The organism is Longimicrobium sp. (assembly GCF_048594345.1).
Lineage (GTDB): Bacteria > Gemmatimonadota > Gemmatimonadetes > Longimicrobiales > Longimicrobiaceae > Longimicrobium.
Genome location: NZ_JBMDXM010000046.1, coordinates 53,607 through 70,891, shown reverse-complemented (window position 1 = coordinate 70,891; position 17,285 = coordinate 53,607). Strand labels below are relative to the sequence as shown.

The following is a 17,285-nucleotide window of genomic DNA, read 5'->3' as shown; positions in this document are numbered from 1 at the left end:
CTCCCGCGCGACGGGAGAGGGCCTTTTCGTCAGGGAATGCGGATCACGGCGTGCAGGCCACGTTCGCGTACCCCGTCCCCGCGTTCGTCACCTGGTTGTCGCAGCGGACGACGTGGCCCATCCCGTTGTCCACACGGAACCCGTACCCGGAGGCCTGCACGTCGGCCACGTTGCCGGCGAAGGTGTTGTTGTATCCCCAGCCGGCGAGGACCTGATAGGACTGGAACCCGTCCCGGATGGAAACGGCGCCGGTGTTTCCGCTGACGGTGTAGCCGTTCCCCTTGATCTCCACCCACGAATCGACCCAGGTCTGGGACTGCACCATCCCCCGCCCGTCGAAGGTGTTACCGTCGATCAGGCCTCCCGTGGTTCCTTCCTTTACGTCGATGTGCTCCGCCCGTACGTCGGGGCCAAAGACGTTGTTCAGCACCTGGTTGTAATCGCTCGCGTCGGGCTGGCCACCGCTGTTCGCGGTCCAGTGACCGTTGTAGCTGCCCACGTACACCCCCTCGCCCCACTCCGGGTACCAGACCCCGGTGTCGTAGATGTGGTTGTTCCGCACCGTGTTGTAGCTGCTGAGCTTGAAGAGCTTGATGGCTTCCTGTCCGATGCCGTGGACGGCGAGGTTCTGGACGTCGTTGTAGGCACCGCCCTCCACGGAGACACCCTGCTGCGCGCTGGTGACCGTGAATCCCGTCAGCGTCCAGTAGCTCGCCCGTATCCGCAGCGCAAAGCCCAGCGTGGACGTGGAACCGGTCTGGATGACGGCGTCCCGGTTTCCGCAGAGGGTGATTCGCTGCCCGGCGGTGCCCGACACGGTGGCCGAGAAAGGACCCGTGTAGGTTCCGCCCGCCATCTGGATGAAATCGCCGGGCTGCGCGTTCGCCAGGGCGGCCGTCAGCTGTGTGGACGTGGAGACCTGGACGATCCTGGCGCCATCCGGGTACGCGCAGGCAATCTCCAGCTCCGTGGCGGCGGGAGCGGATGTCGCGACGCGGGGCTCCGTGACGCCGTGGTCACCGCAGGCCGCGACAGCCGTTACGGCCAGGATGATGAACGTGGCGGGTACTCGTGGATTCATGATGCACCTCACACGGTCAGGGTTGCGGTGAAGTGGACGTACCGCCCGGCATTGGCTCCTTATGCGCCAATCCGAAGTAAGGCTTTGCCATAGCATGACTTGTACCGCAATGTTCCTGTCCGTCCCGTAATCGGACCCAGGGCGGGGCTCGCGGAGGATTCTGATCCGAGCACGGTCTTTGATCCGCCGGTGCGTGGGCGCTGCAGTCGTGTAAAACCAGCGGGGAGGCGGCGTGCGGGTACAGGGAAGGGTACGCATGGGGGTGGAATGGGCCGGAGCGCTGCTGCTGCTCACGCTTCCATTCGTCGCCAGCGCGCGGAGCGGGCGGCTGGGGGTGGGGTGGCAGGAGAGCGTCGCGTTTCTGGCCGCGTTCATCCTGTATTTCTTGGTCATCGGCGCGTTTTTGCTCTGGTCGCTGCGCCCGGAGGCCGCGGTCGTGGCGTACGCGCGGCGGCCGCTGGGGCTGGCGTTCCTTCCCATGGCCGGCATTGCGTTCGGCGCGCCGGTGATCGCGGGCCTCATCCTGCTGCAGCGCTGGATGCAGGTGCCGAAGCCGTGGGCGCTGGCCGGCGCGACGGCGGCGTGGATCTGCGGGTGTGCGCTCGTACGCCGCTTCCGCGGGCGAACCGCGCGTGCGGCCGCGGACTCGCCCTCCGCCGGCTGATCGCGCGTCGTCGTAACGGAGGATGGAAGTGCGCGCGGGAAGCGCCGTCCACGGCTGGTCCTCCGCCTGTGGGCCATCGGCCGCAGCGACCGCCAGGCGGCGTAGGTGACGCGACACGCGCGTCGATTGATACGACCCTCTCCTCGCCGCGGGGGAGGTTTTCTCGTGTCGGAAGGAAGTGCGTCCGGTCGCGTTCCCGGGCGGTTGAAACCGCGGCTGGAACGTCACAAAGTCCTGCGGACTGCGGCGGCCTAGGTGTGTGCGGGGCCCAATCGCCTGCGCGTCCGCAGCAAAGACTGCGGGTTTTTCGCTTGCGCTCCCGGGGTCCGGAAGAAGGGCACCGGTACGAAATGCGGCGGATGGCGTCATTCTGCACGAGACGCGGCCGGTCCTTTTCAGTCGCACCGTTACGTGTGCGGGATGGGCTCACGATCTCGTCCGCTACGTCTGCTTGGTGAGCCCTTGCTACGTTTCCGAAGGAGATTCTTCGTCAGAGCCACCAACCCTGGCGCGTGAAAAAGGGTTGCGCGCTGCGCCTTCCCGGCCTCAGAATGACGGTGATCTCCTGGCCGTTTGCGGATCTCGAACGTCAGGCCGGGTACCACGATTCACTCTCCCCATCGGGACAGAAACGACTCGGGAGATTGCCAAAACACATACTTAATGACCATTGTAGATGTAGATCGACAGGGCCCAGACCCGCGAGGCCGCGTCGAAGAGCCACCCCCGGCTCATGCGGACGACGTCCGCGCGTCCGCCAAACCGCTCTCCCAAGGGGCAGACCCATGCGCAAGATCCGCTTGAAGATCGAATCGCTGGCCGTGGAATCGTTTGATACGGGCGAAGTGCAGGACCCTCGCGGTACCGTGCGCGCGTACTTTACGACGCCCCAGGATCCCTGTACTTCCGCCGACGACGCATTGACGTGCGCGCGCCGCCGGACCGACTACGCGTCGTGCGACGTGGAATGCGAGTGCACCATCCGCGGGCTGAAGTGCTTGAACCAGGAGACGGCCTGACTTGACGCACGGCGCCGCGCAGCCAGCGGGCGCCAGGGCCGACGCCCGGAAAGGAAAAGCCCCGTCCGGCGCCTGTGGGAAGCGCTGGGACGGGGCTTTTCGCACGTCCCGCCGCTGGGCCTTTCCCTCGCCCGACCCTCAGCCGCGCCGCGCCGGTTGAACGGGTCCGCCGCATCCGTGTATATTGCCGCCATGTCCAGCATCAACCCCATCGACCTGCTGCGGAGCGGCACCGTTCCGCTCTACCTGGCGCCGCAGGCCGGCGTCAGCGAGTCGCCGTTCCGCCGCCTGTGCCGCCAGTTCGGAGCGGACGTGGTGGTGTCGGAGTTCGTATCGGCCGAGGGCATCCGCCGCCACGACAAGCGGACGCACACCTACCTGCGCTTCAACGACGAAGAGCGGCCCATCGGCATCCAGATCTTTGGCGCCGAGCCGGACGCCATGGCCGAGGCGGCGCGGCTGGTGGAAGAGGTGTACGAGCCGGACTTCCTGGACATCAACTTCGGCTGCCCGGTCAAGAAGGTGGTCAACCGCAACGGGGGCAGCGGCTGCCTGCGCGACCTGGACCTGGTGGAATCCATCATCCGCGCGGTGAAGGGGGCCATCAGCATCCCCACGACGGTCAAGATCCGCAGCGGGTTCACCGAGGACACGCGCGACCCCGTGGGCATTGCCCTGCGCTGCCAGGACGCCGGCGCCGAGTCGCTGACGCTGCACGCGCGGACGCGGACGCAGATGTACAGCGGCGTGGCCAACTGGGACGAGATCGCGGCGGTCAAGGCGGCGCTGGACATCCCCGTCATCGGCAACGGCGACGTGTGGAGCGGCGAGGACGCGCGGCGGATGTACGAGCACACCCGCTGCGACGGCATCATGATCGCGCGCGGCTCGCACGGTGCGCCCTGGCTGTTCGCGCAGGCCCGCGCGGCGCTGGAGGGGCGGCCCGTTCCGCCCGATCCGGACCCGGCGGAGCGCTTTCGCACCGTCATCGAGCACGCGCGGCTGGCGATCGCCTGGGAATCGGACGAGGAAAAGGCGATGATCGAGTTCCGCAAGCACCTGGGCTGGTACACCAAGGGGCTGCCCAACGGGCGCTACCTGCGGCAGGAGCTGTTCGAGGTCAAGGAGCTGGCGGAGGCGGAGCGCCTGCTGGAAGGCTACCTGGCGCAGTACGAGGGAGTGCCCGCTTGACCCCCGAGCGGCTTCGCGCGCTGCTGGCCGAGGTGGCCGGCGGCACGGTGGCGGTGGAAGAGGCGGAGCGGCGGCTGGCGTGGGCGCCGGTGGAAGACCTGGACTTTGCCCGGGTGGACCACCACCGCGCGCTGCGGCAGGGCTTTCCCGAGGTCGTCTTTGGCGCCGGAAAGACACCGGAGCACCTGGCCGGGATCGCGGAGCGCATCGCGGCGCGGGGGGAAGGCTTTCTCGCCACGCGCGTGGCGCCCGAGGCGGAGGAGGCGCTGCGGCGCGCGGTGCCGGGTGTGGAGATCAATCCGCTCGGCCGCACGGCCTGGCTCCCTGCGGCGAATCCCGTCGAGCGAAAGACGCGTGGATCGATCCTGATCGTCACCGCGGGGACCAGCGACCTGCCGGTGGCGGAAGAGGCGGCGGTGACGGCGCGGGCGTACGGCAATCCCGTGGAGCGGCTTACCGACGTGGGCGTGGCGGGCATTCACCGCGTTCTGGCCGCGCGCGACGTGCTGGGCTCGGCCGCCGTGGTCATCGTGGTGGCGGGGATGGAGGGCGCGCTGCCCTCCGTCGTCGGCGGGCTGGTTTCCGTCCCCGTGATCGCGGTGCCGACGAGTGTGGGATACGGCGCGGCGTTCGGCGGGCTGTCGGCGCTGCTGGGGATGCTGAACTCCTGCGCGTCGGGGGTGACGGTGGTGAACATCGACAACGGGTTCGGCGCCGCGGCGGCCGCGTCGCGCATCAACCTTCTTCCGCCTTCCTGACGATTCCCCCTCGCGACCGCGCACCCGCCCTGCCGCTCGCCGCGTCGGCGCTGGCCTACCTGGCCGCGCTGGTGGCCGTGCCCCGGCTGCCGTGGTGGGGCGCGGCGCTGGCCGTCGTCGCCCTCCTGGCCCTGCACGTCTGGACGCACCGCGTGCACGGCAGGGACTCCGCGGCGGTCGCGGCGCTCTGGCCCCCGCTGCACGTCCTGATCATCGCCACCGGCTCACTCGCCTCGCCCCTGGCCCCGCTGGCGGCGGGATGGGCGGGCCTTTTCGCGCGCCGTGCGCCGGCGAAGTCCATCGTCCCCGCCATCGCGGCCGTCGCCGTTCTCGGACTGCTGGCGGACCTGGTGGATGGGGCGCCGCCGGCGTGGACGATGGTGCTGCGGTGGATCCTGCTGATGGCCGTCGCCGCGGGGCTGGCGGCGCTGGCGGGCGGAAGTGCATCCGCCCAGCCGCACCGCAAGGCCGCGCCGGTGGAGCCCGCCGAACCGCGGCCCCGGCGCTCGGGCGAGGCCACGGACGCGGAGGCGGTGGAGACGGCGCTGGCGACGGTGATGCGTGCCACGGACGCGCACGAGGCGGCGCTCTGGCGGGCGGAGGGGGAAGGGGAGGAGCGGACGGCGGCGCTGCTGTCGCGCGTGGCGGCGCCGGACGTGGACGCGCCGGAAACGCCGGTGCCGCTGGCCGGCCACCCGTTCGCCTGGGCGGTGGACGAGCGGCTGCCGCAGCGCATCGAGCGGGGAAAGAAGCAGCTGCCTTCGGCCTGGGCGGCGGAGATGCTGCTGGTGCCGGTGGAGATCGACGAGCGTGTTCTTGTCCTCGCGCTGGCGTATCCCGGGATGGTGCCGCCGGGGGCGGAGACGGCGGCGGCGCGCGCGGGGCATCACCTGGCCACGCTGCTGGGGCTGCTGAAGGCGCGGCAGGCCGTCCGCCGCGCGGACGCGGGGATGCGCGCCATGTCGGATGCGGTGCGCACGCTGCCGGGCGAGCTGGAGCTGGACAAGTTCGCCGGGCAGCTGGCGGCGGCGGTGCGGCAGGGGACGGGCGCGGCGGGCGCCGGCGTGGCGCTGGTGACGGACGATTCCGGACGCGGCAAGGTACTGCACGTGTCCGGCGAATCCATCCCCATGGACGCGGAGGGGTTTGGCGAGGGCGAGTCGCGGCTGGCGCTGGCGGTCAAGCACGGTGTGGAGCTGCACCACGCCGACCTGCGCAAGCAGAGCGACCGCCTGCCGCTGCTGACGGCGGCGGAGCGGTGGGAGTCGCCGCCGCGCTCGGCCGCCATCCTGCCGCTGATGCTGGACGGGCGGGCGATGGGCGCGGTTGCGGTGTGGCACCCGGAGCCGGGGCGGCTGGGGGAGCGGGAGATGGAGATCGCGCGGATGCTGTGTTCCGTGGCGCCGCTGCCCATGCGCAGCGCGAGGCGCTTCGAGGCGCTGGACCACCGCGCATCCACCGATCCGCTGACGGGGCTGGCCAACCGCAGCACCTTCGAGGCGCGGCTGGCGTCGCTCGCCGGCTACTTTGACCGCTACGCGCGGCCGTTCAGCATCATTGCGCTGGACGTGGACTTCTTCAAGAAGTTCAACGACACCTGGGGGCACGAGGCGGGCGACCGGGTGCTGCAGCACGTGGCGGAGCTGCTGCAGTCCACGGTGCGCGACGTGGACCTGCCCGCCCGGCTGGGGGGCGAGGAGTTCGTGGTGCTGCTGCCGGAGACGACGGTGGGCCAGGCGGCGGAGGCGGCGGAGCGCATCCGCCGCAACCTGGAGACGCGCATGGTGGACTACAACGGACAGCGTCTTTCCGTCACCGCTTCGCTGGGCGTGAGCGCCTGCCCGGACTGCACCGCCACGCCGGGCGAGGTGCTGGGGCAGGCGGACGTGGCCCTGTACCGCGCCAAGGACACCGGCCGCAACCGCGTTTCCATCGCGCCGCGCCTGGAGAATCCCGTCAGCGTGGAGCCGTAGGGCGTACGCACGAGATTCAGCGGCCAACAAGTGTTGATTTCCTGAGGGAGCGCCACACGGAGCCCGAAGCATCACAGCCGTGTGCGCGCGACTGAAGGATCTCGTCTGCCGCACTGTGGGGCCGGCCGCAGCGTGTGGAGGCCAGCCCCTCAGTTCTGCCGGCGAGATCCTTCGGTCGGCGTCAGACCCTAGAGGTTGGGCCATGATCAGCGCGGCGCCTCCCTCAGGAAATCAACTCTTTCGTTGAAAGTTCCCAAGTTGCTCGCACTGTGTGGGAAGGCTCGGAGCACAAAAACGAGGGAGGACGCGGCGTGCGTCCTCCCTCGTTTGTACTGCCGAAGGCGGTGGATCAGAACGAGATGTTAAGGCCCACGCCGGCGGTGACGTACGAGACGTCGAGCTCCGTGTCGCCCAGCACGCCGTCGAACTCCGCGGTGTAGCGGCGGTAGCCGATGCCCGGGGTAAGGCGCACGTTCCGCGCGACGCCGATCGCCACGCCGCCGCCCACCTCGAAGCCCACCTTCTCGTCGATCCCCTCCTCCACGCCGCCCAGCTCCAGCGTGTGGAACACGGCGCCGGCCCCGACCCACGGCGCCACGCGGGCCGTGCCCCCGGGGATGGCGGCCGTCAGGCCCACCGAAAAGCCGCTGTCTTCGGCGTGCGGCTCCTCGTCGTCCAGCAGCCCCGCGCCAAAGCGCGTGTTGCTGTAGGTGCCGTACAGCGCCAGTCCGGGGCTGATCCCCAGCGACGCGCCCGCGCTCCATCCCGCGCCCTCGTCCACCGCGTCGTCAAAGTCGCCCGTGGGGACGGCGTAGTCTAGGCGCCCCTCGACGGAGAGCGGAATCCCCATCTGCGCGTGCGCGTCCACCGCCGAAACCGCCACGGACGCCAGAACCGCCGCAAACACTGCTTTAACCATCAGATCGTCTCCAGAAAACGAAGGATCGGCCACCGACCGTCGGCGGTCGTGCATCTTCCCTGCGCAATCGTCGTGCCTAACGTGTTGCTGAATTGTCACTTGCGAAGATTTTTGACTACATATGACGGGAGTTTCGATAGGCAGCGGGCACGCGCGTTGCGATGAGCAACTGTCGAGGGGGGCGTGACAGGTGGCGGGCGCGTAAGTTGTTGCAGGACAAGAGGATTGACAGGATGGTCCGACGCTGGTAGATTAGGAGCGTCGTTTGAAAACACGGGTTTGGGGCTGTCAAGGTTTCGACGTGTACGGTGAAGCCGTGGCTGCGTGCCGAGGTCCTCGGATACCTCGTAAAACCTCCGGGAAACTAGTAACCGCGAACGATAACTTCGCTCTGGCTGCGTAAGTAGAGACCCTAGCGGTTTCCTTACCTCCCGTCTTCCGGTCAGCCCCGCCTGAGGCGGGCCGGCGGGCGTCATCAAATTCTGGCTGGCCTGCGTTTGGCGCCGTGACGGCGCAGGCGAGATTTGCACGGCTGGTTCGCGATGGGCTTCCCACTGGCCGATGAGCGAGCGAGGAGAAAAGAACAGGGGGATACGCACGTAGACGTCGCGAGGGATCTGTAGGCGGACGCGGGTTCGATTCCCGCCAGCTCCACTCAACAGAAAAGGCCGGGCTCAGCATCCACTGCTGGCCCGGCCTTTTTGCGTTGCCTATCCGGGATCTCCGGTTTCGCCAGGAAAAGAATGCCTCACACGGAGTCAACGGAGTGAACGGAGTTTGGCTCCGGCGCGCCCGGAACCATCCGTGCGGGACGGCGGGAAAGGGTATGATGATTGCAATGCCTGCGCGCCACAAGTGGTTGCCGGGTAAACACTTCGGTGGGAGGTGGGGAGATGCGCAAGGCGAGGGGATGGGTGTTCGGGCTGGGGATGGCGGCGGCGCTGGGGTTTGGCGGAGCACAGGCGGTGGCGGCACCCGCGCCGGGAGGCGAGATGCGGGCGTGCAATCCCAAGGGATGCAACGCCGGCTGCCAGGCCCAGGGCGCCATCAGCGGGCGGTGCACCGATGCGGGCGCGTGCATCTGCCTCTTCTAAGGAGCGGCGGGCGTTCGCGTAACCTGCAATCCTGACGGAAACGCAAACCGGAGGAGGATCCATGCGTACGAGCAAGACGGTGACCCGCTGGGTGTTCGGCGCCGCGACGGTGGCCTCGCTGGGATTTGGAGGGGCGCAGGCGATGGCGTCGCCGGCCCCCGCGACCGGCGCGGCGCAGGTGTGCAACCCGCAGGCGTGCAACCGGATCTGCCAGGCCATCCCCGGCAGCATCGGCGGTTTCTGCGGCTCCGATGGCAGTTGCAACTGCTACATCGGCGGATGACGTAGACGCGCGGAGCCGCGCCGGGGCACTCCGGCGCGGCTCTTCTCTCATCCGCAACCAGAGGGGGGAGCCGATGAAGATGATGGCGATGCGGCGCCGGGTGTTCGGCGCCGGGACGGCGGTGGCCCTGGGATTCGGAGGCGCGCAGGCGTTCGCGGCGCCGGCGCCGGTTGCGCCCACGGCACAGGCGTGCAACCAACAGGTCTGCGACCGGATCTGCGACCTGACCAACCGCGGCCTGGGAGGATTCTGCAGCAGCGCCGGCATCTGCGTCTGCTATCGCTGACGGGGGCATAACGAACGGGGCCGCGCCGGGAATCCGTTTCCTGGCGCGGCCTCGTCGTTCATCGCTCAAAAGCGACTGCGGCAGCAGTACGCGGTTGACCACGTGGATCACCCCGTTGGACTGCGGCGCGTCACAGGTGGTGATGGAGGTGGCGCCACCGCCCTCGTCGGGGATGATGAAGACACGCACGTGCCGGGCACGGGTCCACGTCCATGCCGATTCCCACGGATCGCCGTTCCGCGCGAAACCTCTCCAGTTCCAAGGTCGCCCCCATCCCAGCCGTTCGCTCGCGGTGACCATCGCGATCCCCCGCTGCCTCTCGCCCGCGTGCGAAGGCGGTTCGTCCCCCCGCGGCAGCCGTCCGTCCCCGCGATGTACCGGCGGAGCGCGCGAAACAACGATCTTGCGTCCGGTCGGTGATCGTGGTTTCCGCCCGACGGGCATCTACCCCCTCCAGGAGACGGACCATGCCCAGTATCAACATCCAGCAGTTCCGTGACCGTCTGGCCGGACGCGCCGAATACGACTCCATCACCCATGCCTATCGCGAGATCGCGTGCCGCCCCGAGTTGGCGCACGGGGTGGTGCTGGGCGAATGGGTACCCTGGATGGCGGTCGCCGCGTCCCGGCCAACCGCGTGATTCCCCAACGGATCGTCCTCCGAAGGGGCGACCGTCCAGCATCCACGCCTGTCCAGCGAGAGATCCACCATGTCCAGAGTCAGCATTCAGCAGTTTCGCTCGCGTCTCGCCGTGCCGCGCGCCGGCGACGGCCCGCTGGTCCGTGCCTACCGCGAGCTGTCGCGCCGCCCGGACGTCGCGGCCGGCGCGCGGATGGATGGCTGGATCCCGTGGGGCGTGGCAGCGTCCACGGACGCTCCCCGCGTGGCCGCTGGCTGGGCCGAATGGGCCGCCGTGTCCGCGAAAGGGTGAGTCGTGGGCAGCGAGGAGGTGCGGCGGTACGTGGGCGGCGTTCTTCGCGCGCGGGCCGACGCGTACGACTGGGATGCGCTGCGCACGGTGGCCGGGTTCGCGGATGGCCTGAGCGCGCAGGGACCCTCGGAGCTGGCGGTGCGGGCGTGCCGGGCGGCCGGCGGCGCGGACGAGCCGGCCTTTCCCGCCGCCGCCTCGCTGCACGCGCTGCACGTAGCCATCCACCTGGTGGACGACATCATCGATGGCGAGGAGCGCCCCTCCGTACACCTGCCGCCCGGGCTGCGCGCGAACCTGGCGCTCGCGCTGCAGTCCATTGCCATCGAGCTGCTGGACGACGCGCCCACGGACGTGCGGGCGGCGCTGATGCGCGCGGCGGCGGCGGCCGGGCGCGAAACGGCGCGCGGGCAGGAGCTGGACGCGGGCGGGGCGGATGACGAGGAGGGCTGCTGGCGGATTGTGGAAGCCAAGACGCCCCCTCTCTTTACCGCCGCGCTGCGGATGGGCGCGCTCCTGGGCGGGGCGACGCCCGGGGCGGCGGAGGCGCTGGCGGCGGCGGGCGTGCCCATCGGCGTGCTCATACAGCTTGGCGACGACCTGGGCGACGTGATGAGCGAGCTGCTGCACCCCGACTGGCAGCGCCCGGGCGACAACCTGGCGCTCCGCTTCGCGCTGGAAGCCGATCACCCGGACCGCGGCGAGTTTGCCGCACTCGTTACGCGCGTGGCAGACCCGGCCGCGTACGCCCGCGCGCGAGAGATCCTGGTGCATTCGGGCGCGTTCAGCTTCTGCGTGCACCACATGCGCGTGGCCGCGGCCGAGGCGCGCCGCATCGTGCTCGCCGCCCCCCTGGCTGATCCCGGCCCGGTGCTGGAGCTGGTCGATTCGCTCGCCGCGCCCATCGCCGATCTCCTCGCCCGCGCCGGCGTCGAGGAGTGCGACCTGGAGCTCGCGCTCGTGTGAGATCGGCTGGCACCGGGGCGAATCCGCAATCAGCAGGTGTGGACGATGTGTGTCATTCTGAGGAAGGCGCCCGCCAGCGTGCGTGCGGGAAACACCTCGCTACCCGTGGCGCCGACCGAAGAATCTCTTTCGGAAACGGGCGGGGTTCGCGCCGAGGCCAGCCGTAGCCGACAGGACGGTGGGCCCATCCGGCAGATTCTTCGGTCGGCGCAACGGGCATTGGTGCACCTGGACAGGACCGGGGGGCGCCTCTCTCAGAATGACAGCGATCCGCAGGATCGTGGCGGTGCTGTTCAGGGCGCAGCGAGGGGAGACGGAGAATGACGCCGCTCCGTCGGATCGTGTCGGTACTTCAGGGTGGGGCGAGAGGGAGGCGGAGGATGAAGGTGCTGCCGCTGCCGGGGCTGCTTTCCGCCTGAAGGGTGCCGCCCATGAGGTGCGCCAGGCGGCGGCTGACGCTCAGGCCCAGGCCGGTGCCCTGCGCAATGCGCGTGCTCCCCTGTTCCACCTGCCAGAACGGCTCGAAGATCTGCTCCAGGTGCTCGGCCGGAATGCCGATCCCCGTGTCGCGCACGCAGAACAGCACGTCGCCGCCTTCCGGACGGGTGGTGAAGACGATCTCACCCTCGTCCGTGAACTTGATGGCGTTGCCCAGCAGGTTGAGCAGGATCTGACGCAGCTTCCGGGGATCGGTGCGCAGCGGGGGCGACGGGTCGGTGGCGTTCACCATCAACCGAAGCCCCTTTTCGCGCGCCAGCGGCTCCACGATCGCCTCCACCTCGCGCACCACCTCGCCCACGTCCACCTGCGCGGCTGACACCGTCTCGCGCCCCGCCTCCAGCCGCGAATAGGCCAGGATCTCCTCGATCAGCTGCCCCAGGTGCCGCGCCGAAAGGCCCACCCGCCGCACGTACTGCAGCACCGGCTCCGACAGAGGCTCCGGGACCCCTGCCTCCAGCAGGTTGGTGTAGCCCTGGATGGCGTTCAGCGGCGTGCGCAGCTCGTGGCTCATGGTCGCCAGGAACTCGCTCTTGGCGCGGTCGGCCTCTTCCACCTGCGCGAACAGGCGGGCGTTGTCCACCGCCAGCGCGGCCCGGCCGGCGAACTCCAGCGCGGCCGTGGCGTCGCGCGCCTCGTACGGCCGGCGCTCCGGTCCGGCGGTGAGCGTGAGCGCGCCCAGCGTGCGGCCGCGGGCCCGCAGCGGCACCACCACGCGCGACTCGCCGCCCGCTACCCCGCTGGTCGCGGGGATCACCAGCGGCTCACCCGTCCGCATCACCTCCCGCAGCGGATGGCCGGGCGGAACGGGCACGGCGTCGGCGGCGGGGGGCTCGTCCGCGGCGTTGCCCTGGGCGCAGTGCGCCAGGCGAAGCTCGCCGTCGCCGCCCGCCAGGTAGATGCCGCAGCGGTCGGCCAGGAACGGCACGGCCAGCCGCGCCAGCCGCCGCAGCGTTTCGGCGAAGTCGGGCGTGGACTCCGCCAGCGTGGCGCTCACCCCGGCAAAGAAGCGCTGCTCCTCCTCGCGCACGCGCACGGCCTCTTCGGCCTGCTTGCGCTTGAGAAACTGGCCTATGTCGCTTCCCATGGCGGACATGGAGCTCAGCAGCCCAGGGCCCGGTTCCACCGGCCGCCGGTTGAAGAACTCCATCACCCCCAGAAACTCGCGGCCGATGGCGACGGGAAAGGCGAACGCGGCGCACAGCCCCAGCGCCGCGGCCGCCTCGCGCCGGGGAAAGTCCGGGTGGCGGGTGACGTCGGGGATCCACTCCGCCGCGGCGTGCTCCCACACGCGTCCCGGCAGCCCCTGTCCGCGGGCGAGCCGCATCCCCTCGCTCGCCGTCTCGAAGCCGCGGCCCACCACCTCCGGCACCCCCCAGCTGGCCTTTGCGCACAGCACCCCGTCCGCATCCTCCGCCCAGAAGATCCCCAGCTCCCACCCCAGCGTCTGGCAGAGCGCCTGCAGCACCCGCGGCACCGCGTCGTCCGCCGTCGACGTTTCCGCCAGCACGCGGGTAACGGCGTACTGCGCGGCCAGGTGCGCCTCCGCCTGCTTGCGGTCGGTGATGTCGCGGATGAAGGAGGTAAAGACCACCTCGCTTCCCCAGCGCGCCGCGGCTACGGTCAGCTCCACGGGGAACTCGCGCCCGTCGCGGCGCAGGGCGCTGATCTCGATGCGGCGGTTGAGGATGGGTCCCTCGCCCGTTTCCAGGTAGCGGCGCACGCCCTGGTCGTGGGCTTGGCGGAAGCGGTGGGGGATGATGGTCTCGCCCAGCGTGCGTCCCCGCACCTCGGCCTCCGTCCAGCCGAAGAGGGTTTCGGCGTGGTGGTTCCACTCCAGCACGCGGCTGGACGAATCGGTCACCACGACCGCGTCCAGCGCGGAATCCACCAGCCCCTGCAGCCGCGCCGCCGCCCCGGCGATCTCTTCGTTGAGCACCTCCAGCTCCGCCGCCTGCTCCAGCAGCAGTTCCGCCTGCACGCGCAGCTGCTCCACGGCGGAGTCGTCTCCGTCGCGGCCGTCGTGCGGGGGGTGCGGGAACGCCGGGGAGGACATGGAAGGAAAGGTCCGGGGTGGATCGGTGGGTGGGGCGCCGCCTGGTCCGCAAGGCTTCGGCCACGTGCTTCCGCCCACCGGCGGCGAAGATGCAAGCGGAACGATGAAGAAGGGCCGATGGAAGACGCGGAAGCGCGGAAGGATGCTCTCCCGTCCCTCCGCGTCCCGGTGTCTCGGTGGATCAGTGCGCGCCGTGGCGGTCGGTGCGGCGCTCGGCGATGGGGGCGACGAGCACCTTGTCCACGCGGTTGCCGTCCATGTCCACCACCTCCACCCGGTAGCCGTTGGCGTTGAAGTGCTCGCCCGGCTGCGGCACGTGGCCCAGCGTGGTGAACACGAAGCCGCCCAGCGTGCGGTACTCGCGGTCCTCGTGGCGGCGGTCCTCCAGGTCCAGCACCTCGCGAAACTCCTCCATGGAGAGCGACGCGTCCACCAGCAGCGACCCGTCGTCGCGCCGCACGATGGGGGGCGCGGGGGCCACGCCGCCGCGGCCCATCTCGCCCGCGAACTCCTCCAGCACGTCGTTCAGCGTGACGATGCCTTCGGTGCCGCCGTACTCGTTCACCACCAGCGCCAGGTGCGTTCCCGACTGGCGAAACTGCTCCAGCACCCGCAGCGCCCGCGTGCTTTCGGGGATGAAGAGCGGCTGGCGCAGCAGCGACTGGATCTCCACGCGCTCGCCGGCCAGCTCCGCCGCCCACAGGTCCTTTACCTCCACCATTCCCAGCACGTGGTCCAGCCCGTCGTCGCAAACCAGGTAGCGCGAAAAGCGGTGCTCCACCATGGCGCGGCGGTGCTCCTCGGGCGACGCCGTTACGTCCAGCCAGACGATGCGGTGGCGCGGCGTCATCAGCGACACCACGCGCTGGTCACCCAGCCAGAACACGCGCTCGACGAGCTCCTGCTCCTCTTCCTCGAACACTCCCGCCTGCGTTCCCTGCTCCAGCAGCACCGCGATCTCCGCCTCCGTCACCGGCGACTCCTCGGGCTTGCGGATGCGCAGCATGCGAAGGACCAGCCGCGTGGACGTGGTCAGCAGCCACACCAGCGGCCGAGCGACGCGCGACACCACGTCCATGGGCCCCGCCATCACCGCCGCGATCTTCTCGGGGTGGTTGAGCCCGATCTGCTTGGGCACCAGCTCGCCCACGATCAGCGACATGTAGGTGATGCCCATGACCACGATCGCCAGCGAAAGCGGCGCGGCGTACTCCGCCACGGAGGGAAACTGCTGCATCCACGCCGCCAGCGGCTCCGCGATGGCCGCGCCGCCGAACGCGCCCGCCAGGGTGCCCACCAGCGTGATGCCCACCTGCACCGTGGCCAGAAAGCGCTCCGGGTGCTCGGCCAGCTGCAGCGCGCGGCGGGCGGCGTGGTCGCCGGCTTCGGCGCGCTGCTGCAGGCGCGACTTGCGGGCCGAAACCAGGGCGATCTCGCTCATGGCGAACACGCCGTTGGCCACCAGCAGCAGCAGCACGATCCCTACTTCGGTGCCGATCCCCATTGTCACCAGTGCGAAAGTACGAAAGTGCGAGAGTGCGAAAGTACGTGGCCGATGCATGCGGTGCCGGTACTCTCGCACCTCCGCGCTCCTCGCACGTTCGCACTCCTCTCCGGGCATGCGTTTGCTGCAAGCTACGCGCTCGCGGACGCCCGCGCATCGTACGGGCGGCGCGAGGGCGGACCGACACTGCCACGGACACGCTTGTACGGCTGCACGGCGGGCGCATAGATTTGCGACCGTGAGCGACTCTCGGACGTGGACCCGAACCCGGTTTTTCCTGGCGCTGCTGCTTGCGGCGCTGGTAGCCGGGGCCGTGCCCATCCGCGTCACCGCCTCCCGCGGCGACAAGTCGGCCGGGGGCGCGGCGTGGCGCGCTTCGTCCGCGCGCCCGATTGCTCCGCGTCCGGACCTAGACCTCGGCGGCACGTCGTTCCTCGCCGCCGCCGCGCCGGAACCGCTGCCCATCCCGCGCCTGGCGCGCGCGGAGGCGCCGCCGCCGCGACGCGTCGCGATCGCCGCGCCGCCACTGGCGCAGTCGCCGCTTCCCCGGGCGCCTCCCGTTTCGTAACCGCCTCCGAAACCGCGGTGAGACGCGTGCCGCGCTCCAGCATGAATCTGGGTGTGCGGTAGCGGCGCTGGACACCAGGCTCTCGGCGCGGCCGGGCATTGCACAGGTCTTCACGAACCATGCGGGCGGCGTGCGCTCGCTCATCCCTTATCCGACGGTCGCAAAACCCATGGAGCTTTTCACCGATCCGCAGGTGTGGGTCGCGTTCCTCACCCTGCTGGCGCTGGAGCTGGTGCTGGGCGTGGACAACGTGGTCTTCATCTCCATCCTGGCCGGCAAGCTGCCGCAGGAGCAGCGCAAGCGTGCCCGCCAGCTGGGGCTGGGGCTGGCGCTCGTCACGCGCATCCTGCTTCTCTTTTCGCTGTCGTGGATCATTCGCCTGACCGCCCCGCTCTTCGAAGTGATGGGCCACGCGTTCAGCGGCCGCGACCTTATTCTGCTGGGCGGCGGCCTGTTCCTGATGGGCAAGGCCGTCCACGAGATGCACAACCGCCTGGAGGGTGACGAAGGCCATTCGTCCGCCAAGGTACCGCCGTCGTTTCGCGGCGTGATCATCCAGATCCTGCTGCTGGACGTGGTGTTCTCGCTGGACAGCGTGATCACCGCCGTGGGGATGGTGGAGCAGATCGAGGTGATGGTCGCGGCCGTGGTGATCGCGGTGGGGGTGATGCTGGTGTCGGCCGGCGCCATCAGCGAGTTCGTGGAGCGGCATCCCACGGTAAAGATGCTGGCGCTTTCGTTCCTGCTGCTGATCGGCGTCACGCTGGTGGCCGACGGCCTGGGGCACCACATCCCCAAGGGCTACATCTACTTCGCGATGGGCTTCTCGGTGTTCGTCGAGGTGCTGAACCTGCGCGCCCGCACCAAGAGCAAGCCCGTCCACCTGCGCGAGGCGTACGTGGAGGAGCCGGCTGTTGCGGTGGCGCCGGGTACGCTGCGGCGGGACGGAGCGACGGGGTAACGACTGCGTGAGTGCGTGAGGGGGGCGGATCCGCGTGGATCCGCCCCCCTCTTCTTTGCGTTTCAGATGCTCTCCAACGCGCGTAACCATCACGCCGCGGCGCGGCGGCGTCTAGCGGCGGGTGCCTTCGATTGCTTTTCTGCTTCATCCAAGAGGCCACGTGCGCCCCGCCGACGCACACTCCAGGTTGCGATGCGGGCTTCCACGACAGCACGGGCACTCGCGATAACGGCCTTGTCCGGCTCCGCGAGAAGGTCCGACGCAGTCACGCCCAGCGCGAACGCGATACGGGAGATGGTGAGCAGCGTGGGATTCACTTCGTCGCGCTCGATGCTGGCGATTCGACGCCGCGTTGTCTTCGCCGCCTCGGCAAGCTGCTCCTGCGTCACCCCCTTCGTTTCCCGAAGGCTCCAGACGTTCAGCGTCAGGTTGCTGAACGGCCGGCCGACGGCGTGCGCGGCCGCGTATCCAGGCTCTTGGAGTCGGCGGGCCATGTACTCGTCCCACGTCATATCCCCGTCCATCATCCCTCCGG

18 protein-coding genes and 1 other RNA gene are annotated in these 17,285 nt (G+C 69.8%); 14 read left to right on the top strand and 5 right to left on the bottom strand.

Features of this window, described 5'->3' with window-relative positions; translation table 11 throughout:
* Window positions 1-43: 43 nt before the first annotated feature.
* Window positions 44-1,081, bottom strand: coding sequence for a hypothetical protein (locus tag ACOJUJ_RS05240; protein ID WP_420125796.1), 1,038 nt, complete (start codon window positions 1,079-1,081; stop codon window positions 44-46).
* A 256-nt stretch (window positions 1,082-1,337) separates the two neighbouring features.
* Here ACOJUJ_RS05240 and ACOJUJ_RS05235 point away from each other — a divergent pair, with 256 nt between their 5' ends.
* The 5 genes from ACOJUJ_RS05235 (at window position 1,338) to ACOJUJ_RS05215 (ending at window position 6,686) form a co-directional block, all read left to right on the top strand.
* On the top strand, window positions 1,338-1,745 hold the full coding sequence (locus tag ACOJUJ_RS05235) for a hypothetical protein (protein ID WP_420125795.1): 408 nt from the start codon (window positions 1,338-1,340) through the stop codon (window positions 1,743-1,745).
* Between the two features lie 785 nt (window positions 1,746-2,530).
* On the top strand, window positions 2,531-2,764 hold the full coding sequence (locus ACOJUJ_RS05230) for a hypothetical protein (protein ID WP_420125794.1): 234 nt from the start codon (window positions 2,531-2,533) through the stop codon (window positions 2,762-2,764).
* 192 nt (window positions 2,765-2,956) lie between these two features.
* A complete protein-coding gene (dusB, locus tag ACOJUJ_RS05225; RefSeq protein ID WP_420125793.1) occupies window positions 2,957-3,955 on the top strand; it encodes a tRNA dihydrouridine synthase DusB in 999 nt (332 codons plus the stop codon).
* Window positions 3,952-4,713 carry a nickel pincer cofactor biosynthesis protein LarB gene (larB, locus tag ACOJUJ_RS05220; RefSeq protein WP_420125792.1) on the top strand — a complete coding sequence of 254 codons (762 nt, stop codon included), beginning with the start codon at window positions 3,952-3,954 and terminating at the stop codon, window positions 4,711-4,713. The genes dusB and larB overlap by 4 nt, the downstream gene beginning before the upstream one ends.
* Window positions 4,714-4,784: 71 nt before the next feature.
* The gene (locus tag ACOJUJ_RS05215; protein ID WP_420125791.1) at window positions 4,785-6,686 is read left to right on the top strand and encodes a GGDEF domain-containing protein; all 1,902 of its coding nucleotides are present in this window, start codon (window positions 4,785-4,787) and stop codon (window positions 6,684-6,686) included.
* A gap of 349 nt (window positions 6,687-7,035) precedes the next feature.
* Here the strand turns inward: ACOJUJ_RS05215 and ACOJUJ_RS05210 are convergent, their stop codons facing one another.
* Entirely contained in the window at window positions 7,036-7,605 is a 570-nt protein-coding gene (locus ACOJUJ_RS05210) for a hypothetical protein (RefSeq protein WP_420125790.1), read from the bottom strand.
* Window positions 7,606-7,886: 281 nt separating this feature from the next.
* Here ACOJUJ_RS05210 and ssrA point away from each other — a divergent pair.
* The 7 genes from ssrA (at window position 7,887) to ACOJUJ_RS05175 (ending at window position 11,163) form a co-directional block, all read left to right on the top strand.
* Window positions 7,887-8,262, top strand: a transfer-messenger RNA (tmRNA) gene (gene ssrA, locus ACOJUJ_RS05205).
* Window positions 8,263-8,498: 236 nt separating this feature from the next.
* On the top strand, window positions 8,499-8,699 hold the full coding sequence (locus ACOJUJ_RS05200) for a hypothetical protein (RefSeq protein WP_420125789.1): 201 nt from the start codon (window positions 8,499-8,501) through the stop codon (window positions 8,697-8,699).
* A gap of 61 nt (window positions 8,700-8,760) precedes the next feature.
* The gene (locus ACOJUJ_RS05195) at window positions 8,761-8,982 is read left to right on the top strand and encodes a hypothetical protein (RefSeq protein WP_420125788.1); all 222 of its coding nucleotides are present in this window, start codon (window positions 8,761-8,763) and stop codon (window positions 8,980-8,982) included.
* 73 nt (window positions 8,983-9,055) lie between these two features.
* The gene (locus ACOJUJ_RS05190; RefSeq protein WP_420125787.1) at window positions 9,056-9,268 is read left to right on the top strand and encodes a hypothetical protein; all 213 of its coding nucleotides are present in this window, start codon (window positions 9,056-9,058) and stop codon (window positions 9,266-9,268) included.
* Between the two features lie 467 nt (window positions 9,269-9,735).
* Window positions 9,736-9,909, top strand: a complete 174-nt coding sequence (locus tag ACOJUJ_RS05185; protein WP_420125786.1) for a hypothetical protein — start codon at window positions 9,736-9,738, stop codon at window positions 9,907-9,909.
* Window positions 9,910-9,978: 69 nt separating this feature from the next.
* The gene (locus tag ACOJUJ_RS05180) at window positions 9,979-10,200 is read left to right on the top strand and encodes a hypothetical protein (RefSeq protein WP_420125785.1); all 222 of its coding nucleotides are present in this window, start codon (window positions 9,979-9,981) and stop codon (window positions 10,198-10,200) included.
* A 3-nt stretch (window positions 10,201-10,203) separates the two neighbouring features.
* Window positions 10,204-11,163, top strand: coding sequence for a polyprenyl synthetase family protein (locus ACOJUJ_RS05175; protein ID WP_420125784.1), 960 nt, complete (start codon window positions 10,204-10,206; stop codon window positions 11,161-11,163).
* Between the two features lie 352 nt (window positions 11,164-11,515).
* Here the strand turns inward: ACOJUJ_RS05175 and ACOJUJ_RS05170 are convergent, their stop codons facing one another.
* Together ACOJUJ_RS05170 and ACOJUJ_RS05165 are read right to left on the bottom strand one after the other, a co-directional pair.
* Complete coding sequence (locus ACOJUJ_RS05170) at window positions 11,516-13,717, bottom strand: ATP-binding protein (protein WP_420125783.1); 2,202 nt, start codon at window positions 13,715-13,717, stop codon at window positions 11,516-11,518.
* Window positions 13,718-13,898: 181 nt separating this feature from the next.
* Window positions 13,899-15,221, bottom strand: coding sequence for a hemolysin family protein (locus ACOJUJ_RS05165; RefSeq protein WP_420125782.1), 1,323 nt, complete (start codon window positions 15,219-15,221; stop codon window positions 13,899-13,901).
* Window positions 15,222-15,459: 238 nt separating this feature from the next.
* On the opposite strand from ACOJUJ_RS05165, the gene ACOJUJ_RS05160 reads away from it, so the two are divergent.
* Both ACOJUJ_RS05160 and ACOJUJ_RS05155 read left to right on the top strand, forming a co-directional pair.
* Window positions 15,460-15,789, top strand: a complete 330-nt coding sequence (locus tag ACOJUJ_RS05160) for a hypothetical protein (RefSeq protein ID WP_420125781.1) — start codon at window positions 15,460-15,462, stop codon at window positions 15,787-15,789.
* 169 nt (window positions 15,790-15,958) lie between these two features.
* Window positions 15,959-16,750: a TerC family protein gene (locus tag ACOJUJ_RS05155; protein ID WP_420125780.1), complete on the top strand. Its 792-nt coding sequence runs from the start codon at window positions 15,959-15,961 to the stop codon at window positions 16,748-16,750.
* 89 nt (window positions 16,751-16,839) lie between these two features.
* Here ACOJUJ_RS05155 and ACOJUJ_RS05150 read toward each other — a convergent pair whose 3' ends face one another.
* Window positions 16,840-17,277 carry a helix-turn-helix domain-containing protein gene (locus tag ACOJUJ_RS05150; RefSeq protein WP_420125779.1) on the bottom strand — a complete coding sequence of 146 codons (438 nt, stop codon included), beginning with the start codon at window positions 17,275-17,277 and terminating at the stop codon, window positions 16,840-16,842.
* Between the last annotated feature and the right edge of the window lie 8 nt (window positions 17,278-17,285).

Coding starts and splice junctions, on each gene's coding strand:
- ACOJUJ_RS05190 (WP_420125787.1), top strand. CDS start 9,056: ATGAAGATGATGGCGATGCGGCGCCGGGTGTTCGGCGCCGGGACGGCG.
- ACOJUJ_RS05185 (WP_420125786.1), top strand. CDS start 9,736: ATGCCCAGTATCAACATCCAGCAGTTCCGTGACCGTCTGGCCGGACGC.
- ACOJUJ_RS05155 (WP_420125780.1), top strand. CDS start 15,959: ATGGAGCTTTTCACCGATCCGCAGGTGTGGGTCGCGTTCCTCACCCTG.
- ACOJUJ_RS05230 (WP_420125794.1), top strand. CDS start 2,531: ATGCGCAAGATCCGCTTGAAGATCGAATCGCTGGCCGTGGAATCGTTT.
- ACOJUJ_RS05210 (WP_420125790.1), bottom strand. CDS start 7,605: ATGGTTAAAGCAGTGTTTGCGGCGGTTCTGGCGTCCGTGGCGGTTTCG.
- ACOJUJ_RS05170 (WP_420125783.1), bottom strand. CDS start 13,717: ATGTCCTCCCCGGCGTTCCCGCACCCCCCGCACGACGGCCGCGACGGA.
- ACOJUJ_RS05150 (WP_420125779.1), bottom strand. CDS start 17,277: ATGATGGACGGGGATATGACGTGGGACGAGTACATGGCCCGCCGACTC.
- ACOJUJ_RS05235 (WP_420125795.1), top strand. CDS start 1,338: ATGGGGGTGGAATGGGCCGGAGCGCTGCTGCTGCTCACGCTTCCATTC.
- ACOJUJ_RS05240 (WP_420125796.1), bottom strand. CDS start 1,081: ATGAATCCACGAGTACCCGCCACGTTCATCATCCTGGCCGTAACGGCT.
- ACOJUJ_RS05200 (WP_420125789.1), top strand. CDS start 8,499: ATGCGCAAGGCGAGGGGATGGGTGTTCGGGCTGGGGATGGCGGCGGCG.
- ACOJUJ_RS05180 (WP_420125785.1), top strand. CDS start 9,979: ATGTCCAGAGTCAGCATTCAGCAGTTTCGCTCGCGTCTCGCCGTGCCG.
- dusB (WP_420125793.1), top strand. CDS start 2,957: ATGTCCAGCATCAACCCCATCGACCTGCTGCGGAGCGGCACCGTTCCG.
- ACOJUJ_RS05165 (WP_420125782.1), bottom strand. CDS start 15,221: ATGGGGATCGGCACCGAAGTAGGGATCGTGCTGCTGCTGCTGGTGGCC.
- ACOJUJ_RS05195 (WP_420125788.1), top strand. CDS start 8,761: ATGCGTACGAGCAAGACGGTGACCCGCTGGGTGTTCGGCGCCGCGACG.